The organism is Treponema vincentii, assembly GCF_018336815.1.
Taxonomy (GTDB): domain Bacteria; phylum Spirochaetota; class Spirochaetia; order Treponematales; family Treponemataceae; genus Treponema.
The window spans coordinates 2155218-2177945 of record NZ_CP050497.1; the positions used below are offsets into that span (position 1 = coordinate 2155218).

General features: G+C 46.2%; 21 protein-coding genes and 1 pseudogene. 3 read left to right on the forward strand and 19 right to left on the reverse strand.

Features of this window, described 5'->3' with window-relative positions:
- Positions 1-3: 3 nt before the first annotated feature.
- The 8 genes and pseudogenes from GWP40_RS09780 to nagA all read right to left on the reverse strand — a co-directional run bounded on the left by GWP40_RS09780 (position 4) and on the right by nagA (position 8611).
- A complete protein-coding gene (locus GWP40_RS09780; RefSeq protein WP_212565178.1) occupies positions 4-882 on the reverse strand; it encodes a carbohydrate ABC transporter permease in 879 nt (292 codons plus the stop codon).
- Between the two features lie 250 nt (positions 883-1132).
- Positions 1133-2443: an ABC transporter substrate-binding protein gene (locus GWP40_RS09785; protein WP_212565179.1), complete on the reverse strand. Its 1311-nt coding sequence runs from the start codon at positions 2441-2443 to the stop codon at positions 1133-1135.
- Between the two features lie 422 nt (positions 2444-2865).
- Positions 2866-3615, reverse strand: a complete 750-nt coding sequence (locus GWP40_RS09790; protein WP_212565180.1) for a Sir2 family NAD-dependent protein deacetylase — start codon at positions 3613-3615, stop codon at positions 2866-2868.
- 91 nt (positions 3616-3706) lie between these two features.
- A pseudogene (gene rnhA / locus GWP40_RS09795) lies at positions 3707-4188 on the reverse strand (ribonuclease HI).
- A 232-nt stretch (positions 4189-4420) separates the two neighbouring features.
- Positions 4421-5491, reverse strand: a complete 1071-nt coding sequence (locus tag GWP40_RS09800; RefSeq protein ID WP_212565181.1) for a 3-deoxy-7-phosphoheptulonate synthase — start codon at positions 5489-5491, stop codon at positions 4421-4423.
- A gap of 9 nt (positions 5492-5500) precedes the next feature.
- Positions 5501-6601, reverse strand: a complete 1101-nt coding sequence (locus tag GWP40_RS09805; protein WP_212565182.1) for an AI-2E family transporter — start codon at positions 6599-6601, stop codon at positions 5501-5503.
- Positions 6602-6603: 2 nt separating this feature from the next.
- Complete coding sequence (nagB, locus tag GWP40_RS09810) at positions 6604-7410, reverse strand: glucosamine-6-phosphate deaminase (protein WP_212565183.1); 807 nt, start codon at positions 7408-7410, stop codon at positions 6604-6606.
- A 28-nt stretch (positions 7411-7438) separates the two neighbouring features.
- Positions 7439-8611 carry an N-acetylglucosamine-6-phosphate deacetylase gene (gene nagA, locus GWP40_RS09815; RefSeq protein ID WP_212565184.1) on the reverse strand — a complete coding sequence of 391 codons (1173 nt, stop codon included), beginning with the start codon at positions 8609-8611 and terminating at the stop codon, positions 7439-7441.
- Between the two features lie 169 nt (positions 8612-8780).
- Here nagA and GWP40_RS09820 point away from each other — a divergent pair, with 169 nt between their 5' ends.
- Together GWP40_RS09820 and GWP40_RS09825 are read left to right on the forward strand one after the other, a co-directional pair.
- Positions 8781-9986 carry a DHH family phosphoesterase gene (locus GWP40_RS09820; RefSeq protein WP_212565185.1) on the forward strand — a complete coding sequence of 402 codons (1206 nt, stop codon included), beginning with the start codon at positions 8781-8783 and terminating at the stop codon, positions 9984-9986.
- Entirely contained in the window at positions 9983-10648 is a 666-nt protein-coding gene (locus tag GWP40_RS09825; RefSeq protein WP_212565186.1) for an epoxyqueuosine reductase QueH, read from the forward strand. The genes GWP40_RS09820 and GWP40_RS09825 overlap by 4 nt, the downstream gene beginning before the upstream one ends.
- 648 nt (positions 10649-11296) lie before the next feature.
- Here the strand turns inward: GWP40_RS09825 and GWP40_RS12950 are convergent.
- The 7 genes from GWP40_RS12950 to GWP40_RS09855 all read right to left on the reverse strand — a co-directional run bounded on the left by GWP40_RS12950 (position 11297) and on the right by GWP40_RS09855 (position 19020).
- Positions 11297-12097, reverse strand: coding sequence for a hypothetical protein (locus GWP40_RS12950; protein WP_230974389.1), 801 nt, complete (start codon positions 12095-12097; stop codon positions 11297-11299).
- A 1-nt stretch (position 12098) separates the two neighbouring features.
- Entirely contained in the window at positions 12099-13292 is a 1194-nt protein-coding gene (locus tag GWP40_RS12955) for a tetratricopeptide repeat protein (RefSeq protein WP_230974390.1), read from the reverse strand.
- Positions 13293-13340: 48 nt separating this feature from the next.
- Positions 13341-14111 (reverse strand): hemolysin family protein, encoded by a 771-nt coding sequence (locus GWP40_RS09835; RefSeq protein WP_212565187.1) that lies wholly within the window; start codon positions 14109-14111, stop codon positions 13341-13343.
- 2 nt (positions 14112-14113) lie between these two features.
- Positions 14114-14575: an rRNA maturation RNase YbeY gene (gene ybeY, locus GWP40_RS09840; protein WP_212565188.1), complete on the reverse strand. Its 462-nt coding sequence runs from the start codon at positions 14573-14575 to the stop codon at positions 14114-14116.
- 1 nt (position 14576) lies between these two features.
- Positions 14577-17063: an HD family phosphohydrolase gene (locus GWP40_RS09845; protein WP_212565189.1), complete on the reverse strand. Its 2487-nt coding sequence runs from the start codon at positions 17061-17063 to the stop codon at positions 14577-14579.
- 54 nt (positions 17064-17117) lie between these two features.
- Positions 17118-18056: a PhoH family protein gene (locus tag GWP40_RS09850; protein ID WP_212565190.1), complete on the reverse strand. Its 939-nt coding sequence runs from the start codon at positions 18054-18056 to the stop codon at positions 17118-17120.
- A 142-nt stretch (positions 18057-18198) separates the two neighbouring features.
- Positions 18199-19020 carry a cytidylate kinase-like family protein gene (locus tag GWP40_RS09855; RefSeq protein ID WP_212565191.1) on the reverse strand — a complete coding sequence of 274 codons (822 nt, stop codon included), beginning with the start codon at positions 19018-19020 and terminating at the stop codon, positions 18199-18201.
- A 63-nt stretch (positions 19021-19083) separates the two neighbouring features.
- On the opposite strand from GWP40_RS09855, the gene GWP40_RS09860 reads away from it, so the two are divergent.
- Positions 19084-19650, forward strand: coding sequence for an NUDIX hydrolase (locus GWP40_RS09860; RefSeq protein WP_212565192.1), 567 nt, complete (start codon positions 19084-19086; stop codon positions 19648-19650).
- A 57-nt stretch (positions 19651-19707) separates the two neighbouring features.
- Here GWP40_RS09860 and GWP40_RS09865 read toward each other — a convergent pair whose 3' ends face one another.
- From GWP40_RS09865 to GWP40_RS09880, 4 genes are all read right to left on the reverse strand, one after another.
- Positions 19708-20430 (reverse strand): DUF4398 domain-containing protein, encoded by a 723-nt coding sequence (locus GWP40_RS09865; protein ID WP_212565193.1) that lies wholly within the window; start codon positions 20428-20430, stop codon positions 19708-19710.
- A 3-nt stretch (positions 20431-20433) separates the two neighbouring features.
- Positions 20434-21396, reverse strand: coding sequence for a hypothetical protein (locus GWP40_RS09870; RefSeq protein ID WP_212565194.1), 963 nt, complete (start codon positions 21394-21396; stop codon positions 20434-20436).
- A 112-nt stretch (positions 21397-21508) separates the two neighbouring features.
- On the reverse strand, positions 21509-21913 hold the full coding sequence (locus GWP40_RS09875; protein WP_212565195.1) for a Fur family transcriptional regulator: 405 nt from the start codon (positions 21911-21913) through the stop codon (positions 21509-21511).
- Positions 21914-22186: 273 nt separating this feature from the next.
- Positions 22187-22723 carry a leucine-rich repeat domain-containing protein gene (locus tag GWP40_RS09880; RefSeq protein ID WP_230974391.1) on the reverse strand — a complete coding sequence of 179 codons (537 nt, stop codon included), beginning with the start codon at positions 22721-22723 and terminating at the stop codon, positions 22187-22189.
- Positions 22724-22728 lie beyond the last annotated feature (5 nt).

The following is a 22728-nucleotide window of genomic DNA, read 5'->3' on the forward strand; positions in this document are numbered from 1 at the left end:
CTCCTAGTAATCAAAACGTTTTGTTACAGCGCGGCTTATCATCAGGGCTATAACGGTAAAAATAATAATGATAACGGCTAGCGCACTGCCGTATCCGTAATTCTGGAACACAAAGGTTGTATTGTACATATAAACGGCAATAACTTCCGTAAAGTGCGCAGGCCCTCCGCCGGTCATCGAATAAATCAGGTCAAAACTCTTAAAACTGCCCGAAACTGCAAGGATCGTATTGATAAAGATAACATTTGCGAGCATCGGAGCAATAAGGCGGGTAAAAATCGTTCCTTCCCGCGCACCTTCCAGCTGGGCAGCCTCTATAACGCTGTACGGTATCCGCTGCAAGTTGGCTAAAAAGATAACCATATACAGACTGGTATGCTGCCACAACAGTACAAAGAGGATCGGCACAATCGCAAGATACTTATCTTCAAATATTGTCATAATGTAGTCGGGATTACCGGTGAGGTCGCGTATAATTGCAGGAACGACGCCAACAGGAGAAAATATTCGGTTCCACAGCTGCGCAACGATAACGGACGAAATCGTTATCGGTAAGAAAATCAGCACTTCAAAAAAGTTTGCATGTTTTACCATTTTCCGGTACAGCATATACGCAAGCAACAGGCCGAGCGGAATCTGTCCCAATACCGAAATCAATACAATAAGGATATTATTCCGCAACCCGATGTAGAACACGGGATCGGTAAACATTCTGATATAGTTCCCAAGCCCGATAAATTCCATTTTTCCGTAGCCTTTCCACTTTGTCAAACTTAAATAAAAGCTGAACAGCACGGGAAAGATAATGATACCGATGTAAATAATAAAAGCAGGCAAAATAAAAGAAATATAACTTGTCCGCTTTTGCCGCAAATAGGTCATATACCGTAAACCGCCTTAGTATTTAATTCTTAATTCTTAATTATGAATTCTTAATTGGTAATTGATAATTTAATTATACATTAGTTAAGCGCTTCTACCTCTGCCTTGCTGAGACCGGTCGCTGCGGCGATGTTTTCAATAGATAATGTGTAATTATAGTAACGGGTAATTGGTAGTAAGCCTAATTGTACATTAAACATTACCAATTACCCATTATTCCCTACGATTTCAGTGGGTTCCGGTTTTGATTTTACTTCTTGCGGTGAGAATCGTTAGCAGCAACCCATGCTTCGTATTCGTTTGCAAGCTGAGCAGGAGTCTTTTGCCCGATCATAACAGCCTGAATACCGGGGTTAAGCAAGCTATTTACACCTTCGCTGTCCATCTTCGCATCGATAACATAGCCCATACTTTGGTTATTAATCAGGTCGATGTATTGCTTTGTAAGCTGGTCGATATCGAATTTTGAAAGATCAAGTTTATAGGTAGTGGTCGTACCGTACTTTGTCAAAATTTCGCACGCTTCTTTACCGGACATAAAGGAAATAAACTTCCATGCAGCATCGGCTTTTGCACCGGTCAATTTTGCATTCATACCGAACGCTTCACCGATTGTCGCAGCGCTTGAACCGTGTGTAACCTCACCGGCAATGGCGGGGAACGCCATCAGCTGATATTGCGCATAGTCTTCGGGTTTTGCAGCATTCTTTAATGCAGAAATACGCCAGCCTGCATCCAAAAGATACACAGCCTTATCAGCAATAAATTCACCCCAAGAAGCGGTACCTTCCATCTGGTTTACCCCGGGAGGGAACAGCTTTGAATCGGTCATTGTTTTAATCACGTTGATTGCATCGACAAACTGTTTGTCGGAGAATTTTGCCTTTCCAACCATTGCCTTATCAAACCATGCGGTACCAGCCATACGGTCTGTCAACATGGATAACAAGAGCGACTGAGCCTGCCACTGACCTTTATTGGCAAAGGCAAGCGGGGTTAAACCGGCAGCTCTGATAGTAGGAACTTGAGCGATCATTTCGTCGAGGGTTTTCGGAGTGGTCAAACCGAGCTTTTTCTGCAGCTTCGGATTAATATAGACAACCGTACATACCGCAAGATTTTGCGAAATAATGTAGATTTCTCCATTCGGTCCCTGGGGCGCCCAAACGGTGGAATTGTATTGTTTCTTTAAATCGTCCGTCAGATAGGGGCGTAGGTCTTTTACCATACCGCGATCAAGCACATAGCCTGAGCGGGCACCCGCGTACGTGGTGAATACATCGGGAATATCCCCTGACGCAGCCATGATCTGGAACTTATCATGGAAGGCTTCGCCGCTTACATACTCGAATTCAAGTTTAATATTCGGATACTTTTTTTCAAATGCAGCGACGGTTTCGGGCCAATAGGCCGATTGGGGGTTTGCCAAATCCATCTGCATATACACCGAAAGGGTTACCGGCGCATTCGGATCGGCTTTTGAATTGTCACCTTGTCCCATTGCAAAAACAAATGCAACGCTGCATAGACACACGAGCAATAACGCAATGCTCTTTTTCATCTCATCCTCCTTAGCTAACAGCAATAAATTCGTCACTGTCAGCTTTAAATATAATAGCTTAAAAATAGTATAACACCGATTTGTGTTTTTTACCAGCAAAAAATTTTCAATATACTAGACCTATTCTGAAGCTTTCGTTTTCGAATAGGTCGACGAGTTCTCGCATCGCACAAATAGCACCTTAAAATGCAACAGTTGAACAAAGTGTGAACTTTGGAAACTGCTGCATTGATGCGCGGAACGCGCATACGTTAATAAGCGACATCGTCAATTTACATCATCCGTGGTATAAATTGACTTACGATTTAGAACATCGCACTTCAAGGTAACCTGTTCAGAAACGGAAGTTTCCGAACAGGTTTACTAAAATCCACCCCAAAGTATGCTGAGATTTTTAGAAGAAGCCCTATTGAAGCTGCACACTATTCAAGCAGTGCATGTTCAAGATATTCAAAGCATTCCTGTAAATCAGTGCAGCGGAGAACTGCGTAATCGTCAAAATAGGTCGGCTGTTCGTTAACGATAGCCACCGCACCGCCCGCTCGCAGGGTCAGTTGCGGCAATGCTGCGGCAGGATAGACGGTAAGGCTGCTGCCCAATACCAGCAACAGATCCGCCCTGCCGCATTCCTGTTGAGCCTCCGTTATCGCGTCAAACGGGAGCGCTTCGCCGAAAAACGTAATATCCGGCTTTAATGCATGACCGCATTTTGGGCAAAGCGGAACCTCTCCTGTGCGGGCAACCTCGATGACATCTTCAAAGGTTGTACTATAGGAGCAATGCGTGCAGCTATGCCGGGAAGGAGAACCGTGTACCTCGATAACGTGCTTGCTTCCGGCTTTCTGATGTAATAAGTCGATATTTTGCGTAATAAGCGCCTTTAATATGCCGCGAGCCTCCAACCCTGCAAGCACCTGATGCACAATTGACGGTTCTTTTTCCGGCAATCCGTAGATAAATTCCTTCGCAAGCCGATAGTACACGGACGGCGTTTCCCTAAATACTTCTATATCGAACATCTTATCGGTTTCAGGCAGCGTATAGAGTCCGTTCTTCCCCCTAAAATCCCGAATGCCGGACAAGGTGCTGACTCCGGCGCCTGTAAACGCAACGCAGTGCTTCGCCGCCGCAATACGATCCGCTAATTCTTGATATGTTGTTTCGTTTTTCATACAAGCCTCCCTTTTGTGTAATCGATACGGAAAATGAGCGAAGTATGATAGAGCTTTTCTAAACGTCTCAGTTTTTAGAAGTCCCGATAGGTTACTTCGCTTTTTTTGCTGCTTCTACGGCGAGGGTGTCGCACAGTTCATTGTAGCGGTTACCGGCATGCCCCTTTACCCACATCCACTCAATGCTGAGTTGAGAAGCAAGCGCATCGAGCTGCTGCCACAAATCTTGATTCTTCACCGCTCCTCTGTCGGCCGTTCTCCATCCGTTCAGCTTCCACTTTTTTATCCAAGACGAAATCCCCTGCTGTACATATTGAGAATCCGTATGCAGGGTTACCTGACAATCTGCATAGCGGGGCTGTATCTTTTCCTGATAGGTGGTAAGCGCTTGAATAACGGCGGATAATTCCATCCTGTTATTCGTAGTCAATTTTTTTCTCCGCCTGAACCCCGCAGCAATTCCTGCTCAGGCTGCTCTCCTTGCGTATCTTTGAGAATCATCACGAATGCCCATCCGCCCGGACCGGGATTTTGAGAGCATGCTCCGTCGGTGTACAATTTAATTTTTTTCATAAAACTATCTCCGAGTACAGGACAAGCGCATCAGACCGTTTTCTAACTACCCCGCAGAAGAATGGAGACCATCCAACCAGAGTTTCGCCGCTTTGCGTCTCAAATGGTTGTCTGATCTCAATTCTTCTGCGATTTTTATCTATCTGTCTGATGCGCTTGTCCTTCCTTAAAAAAATGTATGAAATTTTTAACAAAATTTCATACAAGAGGAAGGCAACTGCTTGGAATATTTCTAATGCAGTTGCCCTGTCCATATATCCGCGGCTTCGGTGAGAAGCGATTCGGTCATTTCCCAGCTCATGCAGGGGTCGGTAATGGATTTACCGTATTGGCTCTTTTCGGAGCACTGCTCCGGCGAGACACTACCTGCCTGAATAAAGCTTTCGAGCATACAGCCGCGGATTGCCTCAATCTGCGGAGCCTCCAGCCTCAGCCGGAGACTTTCGAGCAGGATGTCCCGCTGCTTTTCGGGCTGCCGCTGCGAGTTACCATGCGAACAGTCAATCAAAATCGCCGGCCGTATACCCTGTTCTGCCAACAGACGGCAGCTTTCTCCTATTGAACGTCTATCGCAGTTTGCCCCATGCACGCTGCCCCTCAATACGAGGTGCGCATATTCGTTGCCGCTTGTATGCATTACGGCGGGGCTGCCGTTTTGCATGAGACCGAGAAAGGCATGCGGTTCCCGCGCAGAAACAATCGCGTTTATCGCCGTACCGATATCGCCGTCGGTAGGGTTTTTAAAACCGACCGGCATCGACAGCCCCGAAGCAAGTTCCCGATGTATCTGGCTTTCGGCGGAGCGCGCACCGATAGACGCCCAACTGATAAAATCCGCAGTGTATTGCGGCACAATAGGATCGAGCAGCTCCGAAGCGGCCGGCAGTCCCAGTTCTGTAATAGCGCTCAGCGTTTTGCGCGCTGTTTCCAACCCGCCGGTAATATTAATCACTCCATCAAGCGCGGGTTCTACAATTAAGCCGCGCCAGCCTAAACCGGTACGCGGCTTTTCAAAATACACCCGCATAATAATGCAAAAGGTATCACGGTATTTTATCCGTAGACGCATTAACCGATTCGCATAATCGAGCGCAGAAACAGGGTCGTGGATGGAACACGGACCGGCAATCAATAAAAACCGCTTATCGGCGCCGGACAAAATCGCCTCCACCTCTTTTCTTCCGGTTAATACCGTCCGGCATGAGGCATTCGATACCGGAATTTTTTCAAGCATCTGCTGCGGCGAAAGCAACGGATGCACTCGCTCAATACGCCGATTATTCAAAAGCGGATGATTGTTCATAGCTCGAAGTTACTCTTCAATATCCATAGTGTCATCCGTACTGTCCGAAGTTCGTGCAATGTCGATCAGCGTAAACAAGAGAATGACGAAAAGCGGACCGAGCACAATTCCATTCAGTTTAAAAAAACGGATACCGCCAAGTATCGAAAAGAAAATCAGCAGCGGGTGTATCTGGATGCGGTCTTTTAAAAACATCGGCCGTAAAAAGTTATCGACTGAACTGATAAAAAAACCTGCGATACAGAGAAAGAGAATCCCTTTGAGTACACCGACCGTTAGCACTATTTCTATCCCAAGCGGTACCCATACCAACGCGCAGCCGAAAAAGGGCAAAAATGAGCTGAAAAAGGTTAAAAAGGATAAAAGCAACGCACCTTCCACCTGAAAAATTGTGTACACGATAAACGCTGCTGCAAATTGGCATATCGAAACGAGAAAGTATCCCATAAAAAGATTGGTGATAGTGTCTTTTATCTTTGCCGCTAGTTTTTGACCTTCCGACACCTGAATCGGAATAGCCGTTACAAAAACCGAAGCGAGGTATTGCCCGTCAATAAACAGAAAATAGAGCGCAAAGCACATAAACAAGAGCGAAAGCACAAAATTACCGATATTTTTTGCAATACTCGTCGCATAGCGGACAATCGTATTTGCATATTGAATAAAAAAATTCATCAGCTCTTTTTTTACATCGAATACCGAAAGGTCGATTGTTCCCATCGAAATCTGCATAACCAATTCGTTCAGCGGTGCGTCTTTTTCCATTCTCAATAACTGCGGATGTGTAACAAAAAAGTTCATCATTTTCTTTACGAACATCTGCCCCTGTCCAATCAACTTTATGGCGAAAAAGAAGAGAGCTCCGGCAACCACTATGATAATACCAACCGAAAATGAAGCGGCGATAATTCTCTGCTGCATTTTAAACCATCGGGACTCCGCGTTCAGCTTTTTCAGCAATTTATGATACAGCGGTCCAAACATAATATAGAGGATTGCCGACCATAACAGTACACTCGCATAAGGCAGGAAAACCCGCGCTACCAGCACAACGGTAATCGCCAGAATGATAAAAAAAGAAACGGTTTGAAACTTAAGCGATTTTTGCATGCTTATTTTGTTCCACCTGCTGAAATTGAAGATTCGATATCTTTAAAATACCGGACGGTTCCAACGCGGAGTTCATCGGTTGCCGGTTCGTCGCACACGATGATTGCGTGCGGATGCAGTTGCAGTGCGGAAATCGTCCAAATATGATTAACGCTGCCTTCCACCGCATGCCGCACCGCCCGCGCTTTGTTATAACCGGTTGCAAGGATCATCACTTCTTCCGCAGCGGTAATGGTGCCGATTCCGACGGTCAGCGCTGTCTTGGGGACAGCCGCCGTATCACCGTTAAAAAAACGGGCATTCATCGCAATCGTATCCTGAGTCAGTGTTTTCTGCCGTGTACGGGACGAAAGGGAAGACCCTGGTTCATTAAAGGCAATATGCCCGTCTGCTCCGACCCCGCCCATAAAGAGATGAATTTTTCCGTATTGTGCAATCGCCGCTTCGTATTGTTTGCATTCCGCTTTAGGATCTTTTGCCATACCGTCTAAAATGTGAATGTTTACAGGGGAAATGTCGATATGCTTAAAAAAATTTTCATGCATAAAGTAGTGATAGCTTTGCGGATGGTCGGGGGATAAACCGACATATTCATCCATATTAAAAGTAACGACATTCTGAAACGAAATGCTCCCTTCCCGATGCCGTTTAATCAATTCTTTGTAGACACCGAGCGGAGTAGAACCGGTCGGCAGGCCGAGAACGAACGGCTTTGACGCCGCCGGAGCAAAGTCCGTAATTTTTTTACAAATATAATCTGCCGCCCATACGGAACAGGCATCATAATCGGGTTTTATAATTAACCGCATAGCTTCTCCTGTAACCTTTTTAGTTCTTTTAAAATAAATTCTTTTTCAAATTTCCTTTTATGACGGTTGCAAGCACATTGAACTGCTTATCGAATACGATAAGATCACCTTTGTATCCCGGCATAATGGAACCGCGTTTGGAATACCGCATAATTTCCGCCGGATTTGCAGAGCCGAATCGGACGGCGGTCTCTACCGGAAAGCCGAAAGACACAAGATTTTTAACCCCGCGAATCATCGAAAGGCTTGAACCGGCAATAACTCCATCCCTTTTACGGTGAAAACATCCGTCTTGGAGTACAACTTCTTCTCCATTCGCAACCAGCGTACCCTTATGCTGCTCCGTCGGCTTGAGACTATCGGTTATTAAAACAATCTTGTCGATCGGCTTATCCCGCGCCAAAAGTCGGATTAAGTCGGGATGAACATGGATACCGTCTGCAATAATCTCGCAGGACATTTCAGGATGGATTAAAATCGCGCCGACAGCTCCCGGGTTACGGTGGTGCATTTGGCTCATCGCATTAAAAAGATGTGTTGAATGTAAAATCCCCGCCTGCATTCCTTCAAGCATATTCTCGTAGAGCGCATTCGTATGCCCCGCCTGCAACACAATATTTTTCTTAATGCAGTAAAGCGCTAACTCGCGCATATTTTTAAGCTCGGGCGCAACCGTCATATTGACGATATTTCCGTTTGAGGCAGCCCAAAACTTATCCATCAAATCCAAATTGACGGGGCTGATTGCGGAAGGGCTTAACGCTCCGGGTTTTTCCGGCGAAATGAACGGACCCTCAAGGTGCAGCCCCATGATGGTCGCACCTTCTTCATGCCCCATTGCATCGACAATAGCGCGGATACATTCGGTCATATTCTCCGGCTCTGTCGGATACAGCGTAGGATTAAAGGCTGTTACGCCATATTCGGCAAGTGCCTTTGACATTTCGAGGATGGAATCCGCAGAACTATCCTCCGTTCCAAAGCCCGCAAAGCCGTGAATGTGGGTATCGATTAACCCCGGAGCAATATACGCTTTATCGACATCGATGATACGTACTTCCGGAGAAAAACGTTTTTTTAAAAAGCGGCGCTCGCTAAAGACATCTTCAATCTTGCCGTCTTTAACATAGACACATCCGTTTTCCATTAATGAGTAACCGGTTACTACTGTCGCGTTATGAAAACAAAGTGCATTTTCCATGACTTTCTCCGTGATTTGATCGATTTTATCAAAAAAATGTTAAAAAGCCTAGAGCTCGGGCGACTGCATCAAGTGGCTGCAACTTCCGTACTGACCGCATCAGACATTTTCCTAAAAAAATGTATTTTGGGATAACACTTTATTAGAAAGTATGTTATAATGATTTAATATGGATTCTCAAGGGAGCAAATTTACACCCGGTTTACGCTTTAAACGACAGAATATGACTATCGGAGCACGAAATCGGGTAATAAAAAATATTTATCATCTCATGAAAGCGCACCGTTCATTCTTGATTCTCGGTCACGAAAGCCCTGATGAAGATTGCTATGCCTCGACAGTTGCGGGAGCGTTGTTGCTGCGCAAATTTAATAAACATGTCAGCATTTTTTTAGAATCCGTGCCGCCTGAAAACCTTAAATTTCTCAATTCCATCTGCAAATATAATAAGATTAATGTGTACTATGGAACAATGTCGGCGATCCGTTCCGTCGAAGTGCTCTGTATTTTAGATACACCAAAGCCGGATATGATAGCCGCAAACGGCTGTATCTATGATTTCCTGAATACCTCATCTATTCCAAAACTTGAAATAGACCATCACTTTGATTCCGATGCAGCATATATCGGAGATCCCGCCTATTCTCTCGTTCTTCATGCGTCAAGCACTTGCGAGATTTTATGCAGAATATGCTATAAATTGGCCAATCATCCCGAAATACGACAGCGCTACAGCATCGAAGAGCTCTATTCGCGGAATCTGGTGCTGACGCTCCTAACCGGTATGCTTGGGGATGCAAAAATGGGAAATTATATTTCCAACCCGCACGATAAAGAAGTTTTTGACTATTTTTCCAAACATCTCAATTTAATGTTGCGGATCAGCACCCATTCATCGGGGCGAACGAAAAAAATCGAATCGATGGAACGGCTGCTTGATGTGATGGAGACGACCGATGCCGAAACCGAGAAAATCTACCATACCATTATTGACCGCGCTAAATATACCGGACACATTGGAACGATTATCTTGTCGGAAGATGAGTCGAACGCTTTCTTTGAAAGCATCGAATATGCACAATTTACCGGTATGATTAAGGAAGCAACCAATGCCATTGCAGAGAAAGTCGAAGGAGTAGGGATTTCCGCCTACTATGATTCTCCCGGCAAGTCCAATAAAATACAGTGCCGTATCCGTGCAAGCGAAACGGCACGAGGCATTAATTTACACCCGGTGCTTACTCATTTTAAGATTACGGACGGAGGCGGCCATCCCGGCGCCATTGCTTTTCGGCTGCCCCGAGAATCCGGAAGCTCGCTTTATACGCTGCTTGAAGACATCCAATCTTTTATTAAACAAAACATCTTGGTATGAAGCAAAATTTTCAATTATTAATGGAACAAACCATTGCGGAGCTTGGCGATTCCTTTACTACCGAAGCTCCACCGCGGCTGCTGCTCCATTCGTGCTGTGCGCCGTGCAGTTCTTCGGTAATAAAACGGCTTGCCGGATATTTTAAGCTAACTGTCTTCTATTATAATCCCAACATTGATACCCAGCTCGAATACCGTACCCGGGCGGATGAACAAATCCGTTTAATCGAACAGTATAATACGTCAAAAGAATTTCCGTACCGAATCGATTATATGATACGGGACTATAGCCATGAACAATTCCTCGAAATAGCGGAGGGCTATACGGATTGCCCGGAAGGTGGCGAACGGTGCTTCCGCTGCTATCGGCTTCGGCTTGCAGCAACGGTACGCGAGGCAACAGCTCAAGGGTTTGATTTTTTCTGCACGACACTTTCGCTCAGTCCGCTTAAAAGCGCAGCAAAAATCAACGAAATCGGCATGGAGCTTGCCACGGACAAGTGCCGATGGCTGCCGAGCGACTTTAAGAAAAAAGACGGGTATCTGGAGTCCATTAGGCTCAGCAAGGAATTGGGGTTGTATAGACAAGACTACTGTGGCTGCGAATTTTCCCGCACCTTTGAAAATAGCGACACCGTCTACGGCGTTGCTGCACAAAAGTAAATGCTCGACGTACAACAAGTACGCCTCCGCTTTATTTTTGTTCGCGCCTTGTATCCAGTACCGCTATTTTCAAAGGCTAACAGCAAATGGTATTTCAGAACCGCCACGGATGGCGGTGGTTCCACGCAGTAGTAAGTTTTTCGTTAGAAAAACTTATCGTTGGCAAGCGTACACGGATGTACACTTGCCAACAGCGCCACGGATGGTGGTGGTTGCAAGCAGTAGCAAGTTTTTCGCTAAGAAAAACTTGTCGTTAAAAAACGTACACGGATGTACGTTTTTTAACAGGCTATTTCAAAAGGCTTACGGAAAGTATGTTTTACGATATGCCGCTACTGAAAATCCTCAACGTATCAAAGATACGCCTGCGGTTAATTTGTGCTCGCGCCTTGTAGTTTCAGAACCGCCACGGACGGCGGTGGTTCTAATCAGCAGCGATGTTTTTGCGGCGCAAAAACTCGCGTCCGGAAGTGTACACGGATGTACACTTCCGGACAGGATGTCCGTGGTTCCAAATAGCTGCAAGTTTTTCGCTAGAAAAACTTGTCGTTAAAAAACGTACACGGAAGTACACTTTTCAACATGCCTGCGGGTGTTTTTTGTTAAGCGACAACGCAGATGCGACGTATATTTTCAAAAGGACAGGTGCTATCGGATACTTCGCAACAAGGACAGTAACTGAGACATCTGCTGCCCGCGCGGGTCGGTACCGTCGACGGTTTTTTCAGCCTTGTTGCCGGTCTTTGCCGGATCGGTGTAAATGAGCACCGCCATATCGCCCTTCGTCATCCTATCGTAGTACCCCTTGCGCGTAAGCGTTCCTTCGGTAAGGTCTTCCGAAACACGCCCTATTGTGAACGTCCCGAGTACGTCTTTTTCGTTGTACAAAAGCCCGATGCCTTCATTCGCAATGGTGAGCGTTCCCTTTTTGACGATTTCGATAGTATAATCGGTAAAGTCGCAGTCGCCCGAACCGATATCGATAACCGCTTCCGCTTGGGAACGCCCGACGATGCTGCCGATAACCGGCATTGCCTGATTAAACAAACCGATGATGCGTCGTACAGCATTGCCGAACCGGTCATTACCCGACCGGTACACCGTTAAGGTTTCCGCTTTTGAACCGGTACGTCCGACATAGAGGTCAAGTGTAATCTGTATATCCCGCTCGTTTTCTTGCAAATTGACGATACCGAAATAATCATTTCCGGCAGTGCGCGCCTGTCTGAACGCTTCCATATACGAACTGGGACCATCCAGATGAGCGGAAACCGCAAAACGGCGGTTATAAGAAAGAATATCGTTTATCAATGCAGCGGTGAGTTTTTCCGCTTCGGGATGAAACACATTGGCTGCATTTACCTGATAAAAAAGCCCGACGGAAAGGTGTGCCTTATTTAAATACAGCGGATCGATCTTCCATCGGTTCCGCACCGAGTGGTCAAGCATCTTACTGTAGGCCTCTACCGTGTCGTTGATTCGGGCGGTGCTTTTTTTCGATGGACTGAATAAATTCAAGCTGCTGCACGGCGCGCTCGTAAAAGCCCTGCCGCATCAGGATATTGGAGTATGCTTGCCGGCTTTCCGTGTCATACGGATACACTTTGAGGGCGCGCCGGTATTCATATAAGGCTTGGTCGGTCATGTTGCGGTTTAAAAAAGCATCACCTTTTATGCGATGCGCACCGGCGAGTTCTTTTCGCTGCGTATCTTCAAACTCAAAGGTCTGAACAGCAATATCCTCAAGCAGGGTGCGCATCAGTTCGTTTTCGGTATCGACGGAAAGTCCGATTTGCGCGGCTTCAAACGCTTGTTTTTTTTGCGAAAGCTTCATTAAACAGAGCGCTTTTACATACCACGCATCGGCACGCTTACGGTCGCCCGCAATGCGCAAATCGGCTACGGACATCGCCTCGCGGTACCGGCCGGAGCTGTATAAAAGCGAACATAAGAGCGCCCGTGCCTTGTCGTAGTTTTCGTCGATGGTAAGCGCTGCACGGATGCGGCCTTCCGCTTCCTTTAGGTTTCCTGCAAGGGCCGAAAGGTAACCGGCAAAGTAATGCACCTGCGCGTTATCCCCGTGGTATTGCAGAGCGCGGCTGATGTAACTCTGCGCCGCTTTAAGATTACCCGTTTCGTGGCTGAGCAGGGCAAGCGACAAAAGCGCTTTGCGGTTCTCGCTCTGGCGGCGGAGCGCGGCGGTGTACAGTTCCGAAGCGCTGGTTAAGCGGCCGCCCGTTACCTCGATTTCCGCCATTCCGAAGCGGGCGTCAAGGTTGTTCGGGTAACGGTTCAGAATGCCGGAAAAAATCTTTTGCGCGTCTTCGATACGCCCGATACCGATCAAAATAAACGCATAGAGGTTTTCGATATCGACATCCTGCGGAGAGTAACGGCGCGCCTTTTCCGCGTAGACAATAGCCTGATCATATTCGCCCAGTGCGTAAAAACATTCGGCTAACCCCCGATACACAGCATTATAGGCGGGATTTTCTTTTAAGGCTTGTTGATAAAGCTCTATAGCGCCGTACCAGTTTTCATGGTATTGCAGCTCCTTCCCTTTCTCAAAAAGCTGAATGGGAGAAGCCAAAAGAGGCAGCGCGACGCAGAGCAGAAACACACTAAACAGACTATTTTTACGCATAATTGTTATCCTTAATTGTATACCGACATCCGCAGCGACCGGAACGGCTTAGTGATCATCATCCTTAACCGCTGCGATTTTTACCGTGTTTATTTTATGCCCGTCCATATCCTGAACGATAAAATCAAAGTTCTTCCATCGCACTTTTTCGTAACGCACGGGGATTTTTCCGAATAAATCAAATACAAACCCGCCGAGCGTTTCAAACTCATCGGAGGGCAGCTCCGTATGCAAACATTCCGCCAGATCATCCATATCGACACGGGCATCGCAGAGCCAGAGACCATCGCCGATGGAAGCGATATCTTCCCCTTCATTATCGAATTCATCCTGAATGTCGCCGACAATCTCTTCGATAATATCTTCCATGCAAACAATCCCCGAAATACCGCCGTACTCGTCGACCGCAATGGCAATATGCACATGACGGCGTTTAAATTCCCGCAATAGACCGTCGATACGCTTGGATTCGGGTACAAAAAACGGTTTTCTGATAATCTTTTCCAAATCAATCGGTTCTTTTTTTGCGAATGAATTGATTAAATCCTTCACATACAGAATTCCTACTACATTATCGATCGATTCGTCATAAACCGGAAATCGCGAATGACCGCTTTCCGCCACCCGCGTCAGCAACTCTTCCGTTTCCATATCCAGCGGAATAAAATCGACGTCAATCCGCGGAATCATCACTTCTTTTACTGCGGTGTCGGAAAGGTCTACCACCCCGCGTATCATATCTTCTTTTTCTTCATTGAGCGCTTCCTGTAGAATCTCGGAAACTGCCCGCTTTTTTTTCAGTTTATCAAATATCCCCATACTTATTCCTGATAGATAACCGTATTATTATATTGCTTGAGTATTTTTTCCTGTAATTGCAGCATCTCTTGCTGAGGGTCGTTGTCGCTGTGATCCATCCCGCTCAGATGCAAAATCCCGTGTATCAGCAGCCGTTTTAATTCTTCATTCATCGTTACATTAAAAGTTTCGGCATTTGAGCGCAAACTATCGAGGCTAATTACAATATCTCCCGCATTAAAACGCACGTTTTCGTCTTCATCATCGTATTCATCGCCCTGCTCAAAAGACAGCACATCGGTCGGCGAGTCGATCTGCCGGTAGGTTTTATTCAGCTCGTGAATAAACGCATCGCGGCAAAATACAACGGATAAATCCCAATTCGTGTGTTCAAGCTGTGTAAGTACCGCATCTAAAAAAGGCAGAACCTGCATACCCCACTTCGGTTCGGGGATGTCCTGCCATGTAATTGCAATAGTATTCATGCTATTCTTCCTTGTTGCCCTTCCCGTCCGACTGTCCCTGCATTCCTGCCGCGGTTTGCTCCGGCGCCGCTAATCCGAGGTCTATTTGTAGGTAATTTTTTACATCGGGAGAAATGCTTTTCTCAAGCGGCATTTCCCCCTGCGCTGGAGTTCCCTGCTGTACCGATTTTTCGTCGGCAGTCTTGTCGGCTGTTTTTTCCGGCGAGGTATCCTGCGGTGCGGCTTTTTCGTCGGCAGTTTTGCTGTCTGCGCCTTCTTTTTCGTCGGGGTCTTTTTGATTCGGATACTTGATACGGGAATGATAATACCCTGCAAGCGTCGTTACAAATGATTCTTGGATAATGCGCAATTCCCGCAGCGTTAAGTCGCAGTTATCAAGCTGTCCCGATTCCATTTTCGCCTTAACGAGCTTTGCAATAAATTTTTCCAGCCGCGGAACCGACGGATGATCTAACGTCCGGCAGGCGGCTTCGCTCACGTCGGCAAGCATGACCACGGCGGCCTCTTTGGTGCGCGGCGGCTGCCCTGGATACGAAAAGTCCTTGGGGCTAACATTGGGATCGAGTTCTTTCGCCTTTGCATAAAAGTATTGCACCAGTGAATTACCGTGATGCTGCCCGATAATATCGATAACTTCGCGGGGCAGCCGCATACTTTCCGCCTTCTCCACCCCGATTTTTACATGACTACGGATGATAGCCGCCGAAAGCCGCGGGTTTAAATCCAAGTGCTTATTATACGAAGTTTGATTTTCGACAAAATACTCAGGGTTCGCCATTTTACCGATGTCGTGATAATACGCGCCGACCCGCGCCAACAGCGCGTCTGCCCCGATTTCGCGGCAGGCTGCTTCCGCCAATGTCGCAACCATCATCGTGTGGTTATAGGTGCCGGATGCCGCCAACAGCATCTGCTTCATCGTCGGGGAGTTAAGGTCGGAAAGCTCCATCAGGCGGAAGCAGGTCGGCGTATTCATCCGGTCTTCCAAAATGGGTAAAAAGCCGAGCACAAAGATACCGCTGATAAAGCCGTTTATCACCGAGCCGAGCAGCACAAAAACGAAGTCGCTGTATGAATCGGGAAACACTGAACAAAGCACAAAGGTAATAATCGGATGGATGAGCGCAAGCTGACAGGCAGTCTTAATTAAATCCATTCGCCGCCCAGTCAAATTCATCAGCGATACGGACAACAAGCCGGAGAACAGCGCAAAAAGCGCCGGTTCAAGTTTAAAACCGGTTGCCGTCAGTACAATCAGCATAATAAGGAATACCATCCGTATCGCAATCCGTGTGGAAATAAGCGTCACTACCAGCATAGCCGTCAGCGCCGCCGGGATGAACGGGATAATATCGAGCGCCTGCACAAGGGATAGCGCTTTTGCCGTAAATAGAACGATAAGATACACGGCAAGCGAAATCAGCAATAAAAAGACTTTTCGGCTTTCTTTTAATCGCTCCCCTACTGTCTGCGCCGAACACATAAAGACGCCGATTATATAGAGGCAGAGAATAAAAGCGGAAAGCCCCAAAAATTTACTGATGTCAAGATAATTTCCCGCATCGGAATAGGCTTGCAGCTGCCGGTAGTTTTCTGCGGTAATAATAAAGCCGCGTTTAATAATCTTTTGATTTTTTTGAATGGTAACGATTACCGGCTGAACCTGTTTAAGCGCTTCCTGCGCCCGCATTTCCGTTTCTTTTTCATCGTAAATAATGGTCGGCTGCAAAAACGGCCGAATGAGGGCTGCCGTTATGGCGGAGTCAAGACTTGCATTCAGCGAGCGTATTGCATTTTTGATATATGTATCGAGATTGCCTTTTTTAATAACCGCACTCGTCTGAATATTGATGTACTCACGGTTATTTCCGCGTTGCACTAATAGCGTCATCTCCGTTTGATTAAACCCTTCGAGTCCTTTCTCGGGAAATTCTGCAATACCGACCGCCATAATTTGTTTGACGATTGCTTGAGCGGCGGCTAAAATAGTGTCAAATTGTCCTGACTTTTGCAATTTTTTCAAAACTTGGGCATCAAATAGCCCCGGATATTGTTCCTGCACACGTGCGTCAAAAATTGCTTCCGCATCATTATGCAACGCAAGCATAAACGAAACAAACTCATCGTATTTTTTGAGTGTTTCAGATACCAGTTCCGCGTCCTGCCTAAAAATAGGTGTAATCGTCTGCAATCGGGCAGCTTTTCTGATCTCCGTCGCAGACTGATCCGTATAGGAAATGTTCCTGCCTGCAACGACATCGCGCTCGGCAACTCTTCCTACGGCAAATTCGTCAAGATTTAAGTAGGCAAGCCCTCCGCGGTCAAGCGTGGTAAACAGCATCGCTGCGATAACAACAAAAAAACTTACAATAAAGAGGATGGAAAAAACTTTTTCAGTTCGAAAACCGTCTATAATCTTGCGGAAAAAGCCCGCTACGGACGGCAATACTACAGCTTTCATATATCCGGAATTGTTTTCGTCTCTCATTCGGTGACTCCGCTATAATCTGCAAGAGTTGAGTTATCTTTTACATTTACGGTGTTATTGTTTTTCATACGCATTAATAATCTTTTGTACCAACGAATGACGGACTACTTCATCTGCAGAAAATTCAACGATTCCAATTCCATCGATGGTACGGATTAAAGAGACGGCATGGACAAGCCCCGATTCGGATCTTCCGCGGATATCCGACTGGGACGGGTCTCCGGTAATAATTAGCTTTGAACCTTCGCCCATCCGCGTTAAAAACATCTTCATCTGTTCTTTTGTCGTATTCTGCGCTTCATCCAAAATCACAACGGCATTGTGCAGTGTCCGCCCGCGCATATAGGCAAGCGGCGCTACTTCGATGGTATTAGACTCTTCCATACTGCGCAGCACATCGGCAGGCAGCAGCGTTTCCATAATATCGAACAGCGGACGCAGATAGGGATTAATTTTCTGGACAAGATCACCGGGCAAAAATCCGAGGCTTTCACCCGCTTCCACCACCGGGCGGGTTAAAATCAGCTTACGTACCTTATGGGACAGCAACATTTTTAACGCAAGCGCCACCGCAATATAGGTTTTCCCCGTACCGGCAGGACCGAGTCCGAACGTTATATCGTTTGCATAGATGGAGTCTATCAGCGAGGCCTGCTTTCTATTCTTGGGATAGACTGATTTTATGCCGCGCGGAATATGAATACACTGCGGGCAGAAGGCCCCTCCTTGCGGCACGCTATTGGCAACACAGGAAGCAATAAAATCGGCAGAACCTTCCGACGTAATTTCGGGACTTTTCAAAAGAGTGTCGATGAGTTTTTGGAACCTATTGCAAACCGCTTGATCGGACGTTACAACCGTTACCTCGTTTCCCCGGCAGATAACGGGAACGCCCAAATAGGTTTCAAAAACCTGTAAATTCTCATCATTTGCGCCGCATAAAGAAGACAGCACCGTTTGATCTTCCAATACGATTGTATATGAGGTATCCAAAAACACTCCTTTAGCGATAACCAAAATAGAACAAAATAAGTCTACAATGAAGATAGGGGATAGTCAAGAAGTTTCAGAGGAAGGCAACTGCTTAAAATATTTCCGATACGGTTGCCCTGATATCCTATACAACCGCATTCGGTTACGGATAGGGCTTATATTCGTTAACTATGCTGATCTGTGTAGACACCGAACGCCCCTGCGCCAAATTTTCGGCTATTTTAAGCGCTCTGTCGATACATGCAACGGAATCCGCAACTCCGTGCAGCACAATCTGCGTATCGGAAACTTCCGCATCCAAAAAATAAATCGGAAGCTCTTCTTTAAACGCAATCACATTAACAATCCGCTGCCCTAATAACAGTTCCGAAATACGTTTGAGCCCTTCCTGTTCTTCCGCCGGTGAAATAGCTTCCTTACATGCGTGCGTAATAATACTTGCGGCAAGCGGCGCCGTAGCGAAATCGGTATTAATAACGAGTCGATAGTGAGTAGGATCCTCCGGTTTCATATCAAAAAAGCATTTGTGAAAGCCTTCGCGATTGGCATCGCTTTCCGCCATCAAAGCGCGCGCTCTTTTTTCCGACCAATCGAACTCTTTCATCAACCGCGCAATTCGGATATCATCGGAAGCGACCAGCCGTACCGCATAACAGCCGGGGATGCCGCGCAATAGCGCAAAGCCGCCGCGCCCGATAAAAATGCTATTTCCTTTCAGTGCATATCCGTACACGATCTCCCGTAAATAATCAAAATAGGAGTCGCGGTTGCGAGAAAGCGATGCCCAAAACCCTGGTTTTCGCTCGTCATAATGCGCAAGGCTCTCTTTAGAAATTCCCTTGCCAATCAGATCTTTCTCGAGGTCTTTTTTATCGATAAACTCGTAGCCGAGCGATTTCGCCAGTTCTAACGCCGTTTCATCGCCGTAAGAAGCTATTTGCCGTGAAATTGTGATAATTGCCATAAAGCCTCCTCTTCTATAGAATAAGGCTAAATACTCATTATGTCAAAGGAAGGTTGTACTTTTATGCAAAAAAATCCTCGTCTTTCATGGAAACCCGTTTCTACAAAAGAAATATGTACCACACGGGTATTTTCCGTCAACGAAATTACCAGTATTTCGCCCGACAACGAAACAAAGACGTTTTCTACATTGTCCGCGCCGGAATGGGTTATCGTTATTCCTCGCATTACCGATGCGAACGGTCGGCATTATTTTTTAATGGTAGAGCAGTGGCGGCACGGTTCGGCACAGCTATCGATCGAATTTCCCGGCGGCGTGGTCGACGAAGGAGAAACGCCGGAACAAGCGGCGCGGCGAGAGCTGCTTGAAGAAACGGGAAAAACGGAACACAACTTAACATTGCTCGGCGAGGTATACCCCAACCCTGCGATTATGGGAAATAAAAGCCATATCTATTTTGCAGATTGTGAATCGAATACGCAGGCGCAGCATCTTGATGAAGATGAGTTTTTAGAAGCCGAGGCGGTTCCTGTCGATGAGGTATTGAATAAGATGGGAACGGCCCCTTACGACCATGCGCTTATGTGTACCGCGCTCTTTTTTTATTTACGAATGCATCCTTGCCGATGATGAGCAGGGATATAAAAAAACCTCTAAAAACGGTGGTTTTTAGAGGTTTTCATCAGATTATTTTTTACTTTTTGCCGGTGGTAATTTTTCGTAGGTTACCGCAGGATCGTACATACCGCTGCGTTTTTCGCCGCGGAGACTCGGAATTGTTAAAATAATTCCGGGTTCAACCCAGTCGGGATTATTGGGATCGGGCAATTTCTCTTTATTCGCTTCATACAGCTTCCGCCACAGATACGGATTATCATAAATCGCCTTATCCTTTGCGATATTCCACAGGCAATCCCGTTCGCCGCGCCATGTGCGGATACGGTATTGAGCCGGCAGGGTTGCAAATGAAGATTCATCGCCGGTAACAACGGCAAGCGCATCTAAAACTTTTTTCGCACAGACAACCGCGACGTCAAAGTCTTTATTTTCAAATGCGGTATTTCCTGCCTGCAGCGCTTCGGTTGCCGTCTTAAATGCCTCGGGGTATTTCTCTTCGGCCTTGTTGTTTTTTGCCCATGTATAGCGAGTACGTGCTCTATTCATTGCTTGTTCAGCTTCAACGCGGGCAAGCATATATTGAATATAATCGGCCGATTTTTGAGCGTTCTCTTCGGCAAGCCGTGAATACTCTATAGAAGCGTCATAATCGCCTTCGCTATATGCCCGCTGTGCCAATTCGGAATAAGCGCGGCTTTTTCGCTGATATTCGTTATTATCGTACGATACGGCAAACAAAAAGACCGTCCCTACTAAAAAGAATACGGTACAGAGAATAGCTGTTTTTTTCATGGGTTACCTCCCGTTACCGGATGGCGTTGCATTGCCGGTATTTGTAGAACGCTGTAATTCGTCAAGGTTAACCGGCTCTTCGGAAAAACCTTCCGCATTTTCCGGCAACGGCGCTTCGCGGTCAGCTTCTTTTGCAAGCTTGCTGCTGGCTTCCTGACGAGCTTTTGCCCGTTCCATTGCATCACTTGCCTGTGCCCGTTTAACTTTTACCTTTTCGTATATATCGTCAAACTCATCGGCAGCAGTCATATACCCCATATATGCTTGTTCGTACTTCTTATTGCCTGCTGCAATACCTGCATGGCGGTAACGGTTTACTGTCTTTTCATAGGCGTCTTTCATAGCTGCAGCAGCTTTCACAGAATCGGCACGTTCACGCGCTTCATCAGCTTTCTTTTTTGCATCGTTCATCATCGAAGCAAACCCTGCCTCTTTTACCGTTTCATAGTAATTCAGCGCCTGCTCGGAGAGTTCAAAGGCTTTTGCAGGATCCGATTCATATAATCCGGATATCTGTGCGGACAGGTCTTCGGCTTTTTTATAGCTTTCCGCATCATAGGACGACAAATCATTTTTGTCGATCTTCGCCTTTAACTCGGCAATCTTCATTTGATTGATCAGCGTTCGATATTGCGTAATAGCCCTTTGAGCCTTTTCCTGCGCTGCTGCAAAATTATTTGCTTCATAGCCGCTTCTCGCTTCGGCAGCCGTATCGTCGGCCGATTTAAATTGCGCAGGATAAGCCGTATCCGCTTTTGCCTTAACCGCTTCGGCACGAACCTTTGCCATCTCATTCAGTAAACGAGCAATTTTCTCCTGTTCTTCATTTTTCTCCGGCTCAACAGGTTTTACCGGCTCAGGCTTCGGCTCCGGTTTTGGTTCGGGCTGGGATTTACAGGCTCCAAAACCGAACAACAGAACAGAAACACAGAGAATATAAAACAATGTTTTCAGTGTTTTATTCATTATGACCTCCATTTCTAAACGGATATTCAGACATCCCAAAAACTCATAGAGTTCTTAAAGAAGTTTGTCTCGTGCGAAAGTTTTCCGCATATTAAATAGGTTACTATAGAACTTAATCATGTTCAAGACGCTGACAATCAGGGCAAATTCCAAAAAAATCAAACCGATGTGAATCAATGCGGTAGCCGCTGAGTTCCGCAGCCTTTTGATTGCAATGTTCATCGGACGGCATAAAAGCATCTTCTACCTTGCCGCATCGGGTACAGATGACGTGATTGTGAGCGCTCATATCCGCATCAAAATGAGCAAAGGTACCGTCAACATTGATAACCTTGATTCGTTTTTGCTCGGCAAGAATATTTAAATTGCGATAAACAGTTCCCTGACTCAGATGCGGAAAATCCTTCCGAAGCTGTTCATACAGCCATGCTGCCGTAGGATGCGTGCGAGTAGAACATAAAAGATTGAACAGTGCCTCCCGCTGTTTTGAATGCTTGTATGACACAGCTTTTTTCATATATACCTCCTCGTATCAAAGCACAATATCTAAATTCATAATGAATACTACAATTTTAAAAGCAACGCTGTCAATATTAAGCCGTCTGTTAGAAAAGAAGGCGCTATGTAAGGTTTTTAGCGATTCCCATGATATGCTTACAGCGCTCATTCCCGACATACACGGATGCATATCGGGAAAAAGACATTACAGGTTTATTGAAAACACAGATGGTTTTATTTTTTTACTTCCGTGTTCGGTTCAAATGCATGTGCATGCAAAAATTCTACCGATTTAGGGATTTCTACTTCTTTGATGTTGTTCTTCAAAAAAAGCATACATATTGATTTTCTTCACCGATGCAGGAATTTTTACCGCCGTCAGCTCATTCTTGTAGAAGGATGAAGTATCAATCAGCTCCAGTGTTTCAGGCAAATGGAGTTCCGTCAATGCATTTAATGCAAAGGCGCTCGGCTCAATCTTTGTTTCCTTACCGCCGAAGGTAACTTCTTTAAGCCCATTCCGGTAAAACGCAAAGCCCTCGATGTCCTTCAACGCGCTCGGCAGTTTAACCGAAGTTAATTTGCACACGCCGAATGCATCATAGCCGATGCTCTCTACCGTGTCGGGAATAACAACGGAGGTTAAACCCCTGCGGTAAAACGCATTGTCTCCAATCCGCGTAATAGGAGTTCCGTCGGGCGCTGTTGCGGGAATAATCATATCGGTAAGTCCTTGCGTCTTTACCTTATCTTTTCCCTTCTGCGTCATGCCCTTTAATTCTGCGCCTTTAAAAATAAAATCATCATTTTCCCATACGTTTTCACTCATACTGC

What these genes read in the sequence shown, in the direction of transcription:
- GWP40_RS09780 (WP_212565178.1), bottom strand. Translation starts at nt 882, where the DNA reads ATGACCTATTTGCGGCAAAAGCGGACAAGTTATATTTCTTTTATTTTG.
- GWP40_RS09785 (WP_212565179.1), bottom strand. Translation starts at nt 2,443, where the DNA reads ATGAAAAAGAGCATTGCGTTATTGCTCGTGTGTCTATGCAGCGTTGCA.
- GWP40_RS09790 (WP_212565180.1), bottom strand. Translation starts at nt 3,615, where the DNA reads ATGAAAAACGAAACAACATATCAAGAATTAGCGGATCGTATTGCGGCG.
- GWP40_RS09800 (WP_212565181.1), bottom strand. Translation starts at nt 5,491, where the DNA reads ATGAACAATCATCCGCTTTTGAATAATCGGCGTATTGAGCGAGTGCAT.
- GWP40_RS09805 (WP_212565182.1), bottom strand. Translation starts at nt 6,601, where the DNA reads ATGCAAAAATCGCTTAAGTTTCAAACCGTTTCTTTTTTTATCATTCTG.
- nagB (WP_212565183.1), bottom strand. Translation starts at nt 7,410, where the DNA reads ATGCGGTTAATTATAAAACCCGATTATGATGCCTGTTCCGTATGGGCG.
- nagA (WP_212565184.1), bottom strand. Translation starts at nt 8,611, where the DNA reads ATGGAAAATGCACTTTGTTTTCATAACGCGACAGTAGTAACCGGTTAC.
- GWP40_RS09820 (WP_212565185.1), top strand. Translation starts at nt 8,781, where the DNA reads ATGGATTCTCAAGGGAGCAAATTTACACCCGGTTTACGCTTTAAACGA.
- GWP40_RS09825 (WP_212565186.1), top strand. Translation starts at nt 9,983, where the DNA reads ATGAAGCAAAATTTTCAATTATTAATGGAACAAACCATTGCGGAGCTT.
- GWP40_RS12950 (WP_230974389.1), bottom strand. Translation starts at nt 12,097, where the DNA reads ATGCTTGACCACTCGGTGCGGAACCGATGGAAGATCGATCCGCTGTAT.
- GWP40_RS12955 (WP_230974390.1), bottom strand. Translation starts at nt 13,292, where the DNA reads ATGCGTAAAAATAGTCTGTTTAGTGTGTTTCTGCTCTGCGTCGCGCTG.
- GWP40_RS09835 (WP_212565187.1), bottom strand. Translation starts at nt 14,111, where the DNA reads ATGGGGATATTTGATAAACTGAAAAAAAAGCGGGCAGTTTCCGAGATT.
- ybeY (WP_212565188.1), bottom strand. Translation starts at nt 14,575, where the DNA reads ATGAATACTATTGCAATTACATGGCAGGACATCCCCGAACCGAAGTGG.
- GWP40_RS09845 (WP_212565189.1), bottom strand. Translation starts at nt 17,063, where the DNA reads ATGAGAGACGAAAACAATTCCGGATATATGAAAGCTGTAGTATTGCCG.
- GWP40_RS09855 (WP_212565191.1), bottom strand. Translation starts at nt 19,020, where the DNA reads ATGGCAATTATCACAATTTCACGGCAAATAGCTTCTTACGGCGATGAA.
- GWP40_RS09860 (WP_212565192.1), top strand. Translation starts at nt 19,084, where the DNA reads ATGCAAAAAAATCCTCGTCTTTCATGGAAACCCGTTTCTACAAAAGAA.
- GWP40_RS09865 (WP_212565193.1), bottom strand. Translation starts at nt 20,430, where the DNA reads ATGAAAAAAACAGCTATTCTCTGTACCGTATTCTTTTTAGTAGGGACG.
- GWP40_RS09870 (WP_212565194.1), bottom strand. Translation starts at nt 21,396, where the DNA reads ATGAATAAAACACTGAAAACATTGTTTTATATTCTCTGTGTTTCTGTT.
- GWP40_RS09875 (WP_212565195.1), bottom strand. Translation starts at nt 21,913, where the DNA reads ATGAAAAAAGCTGTGTCATACAAGCATTCAAAACAGCGGGAGGCACTG.
- GWP40_RS09880 (WP_230974391.1), bottom strand. Translation starts at nt 22,723, where the DNA reads ATGAGTGAAAACGTATGGGAAAATGATGATTTTATTTTTAAAGGCGCA.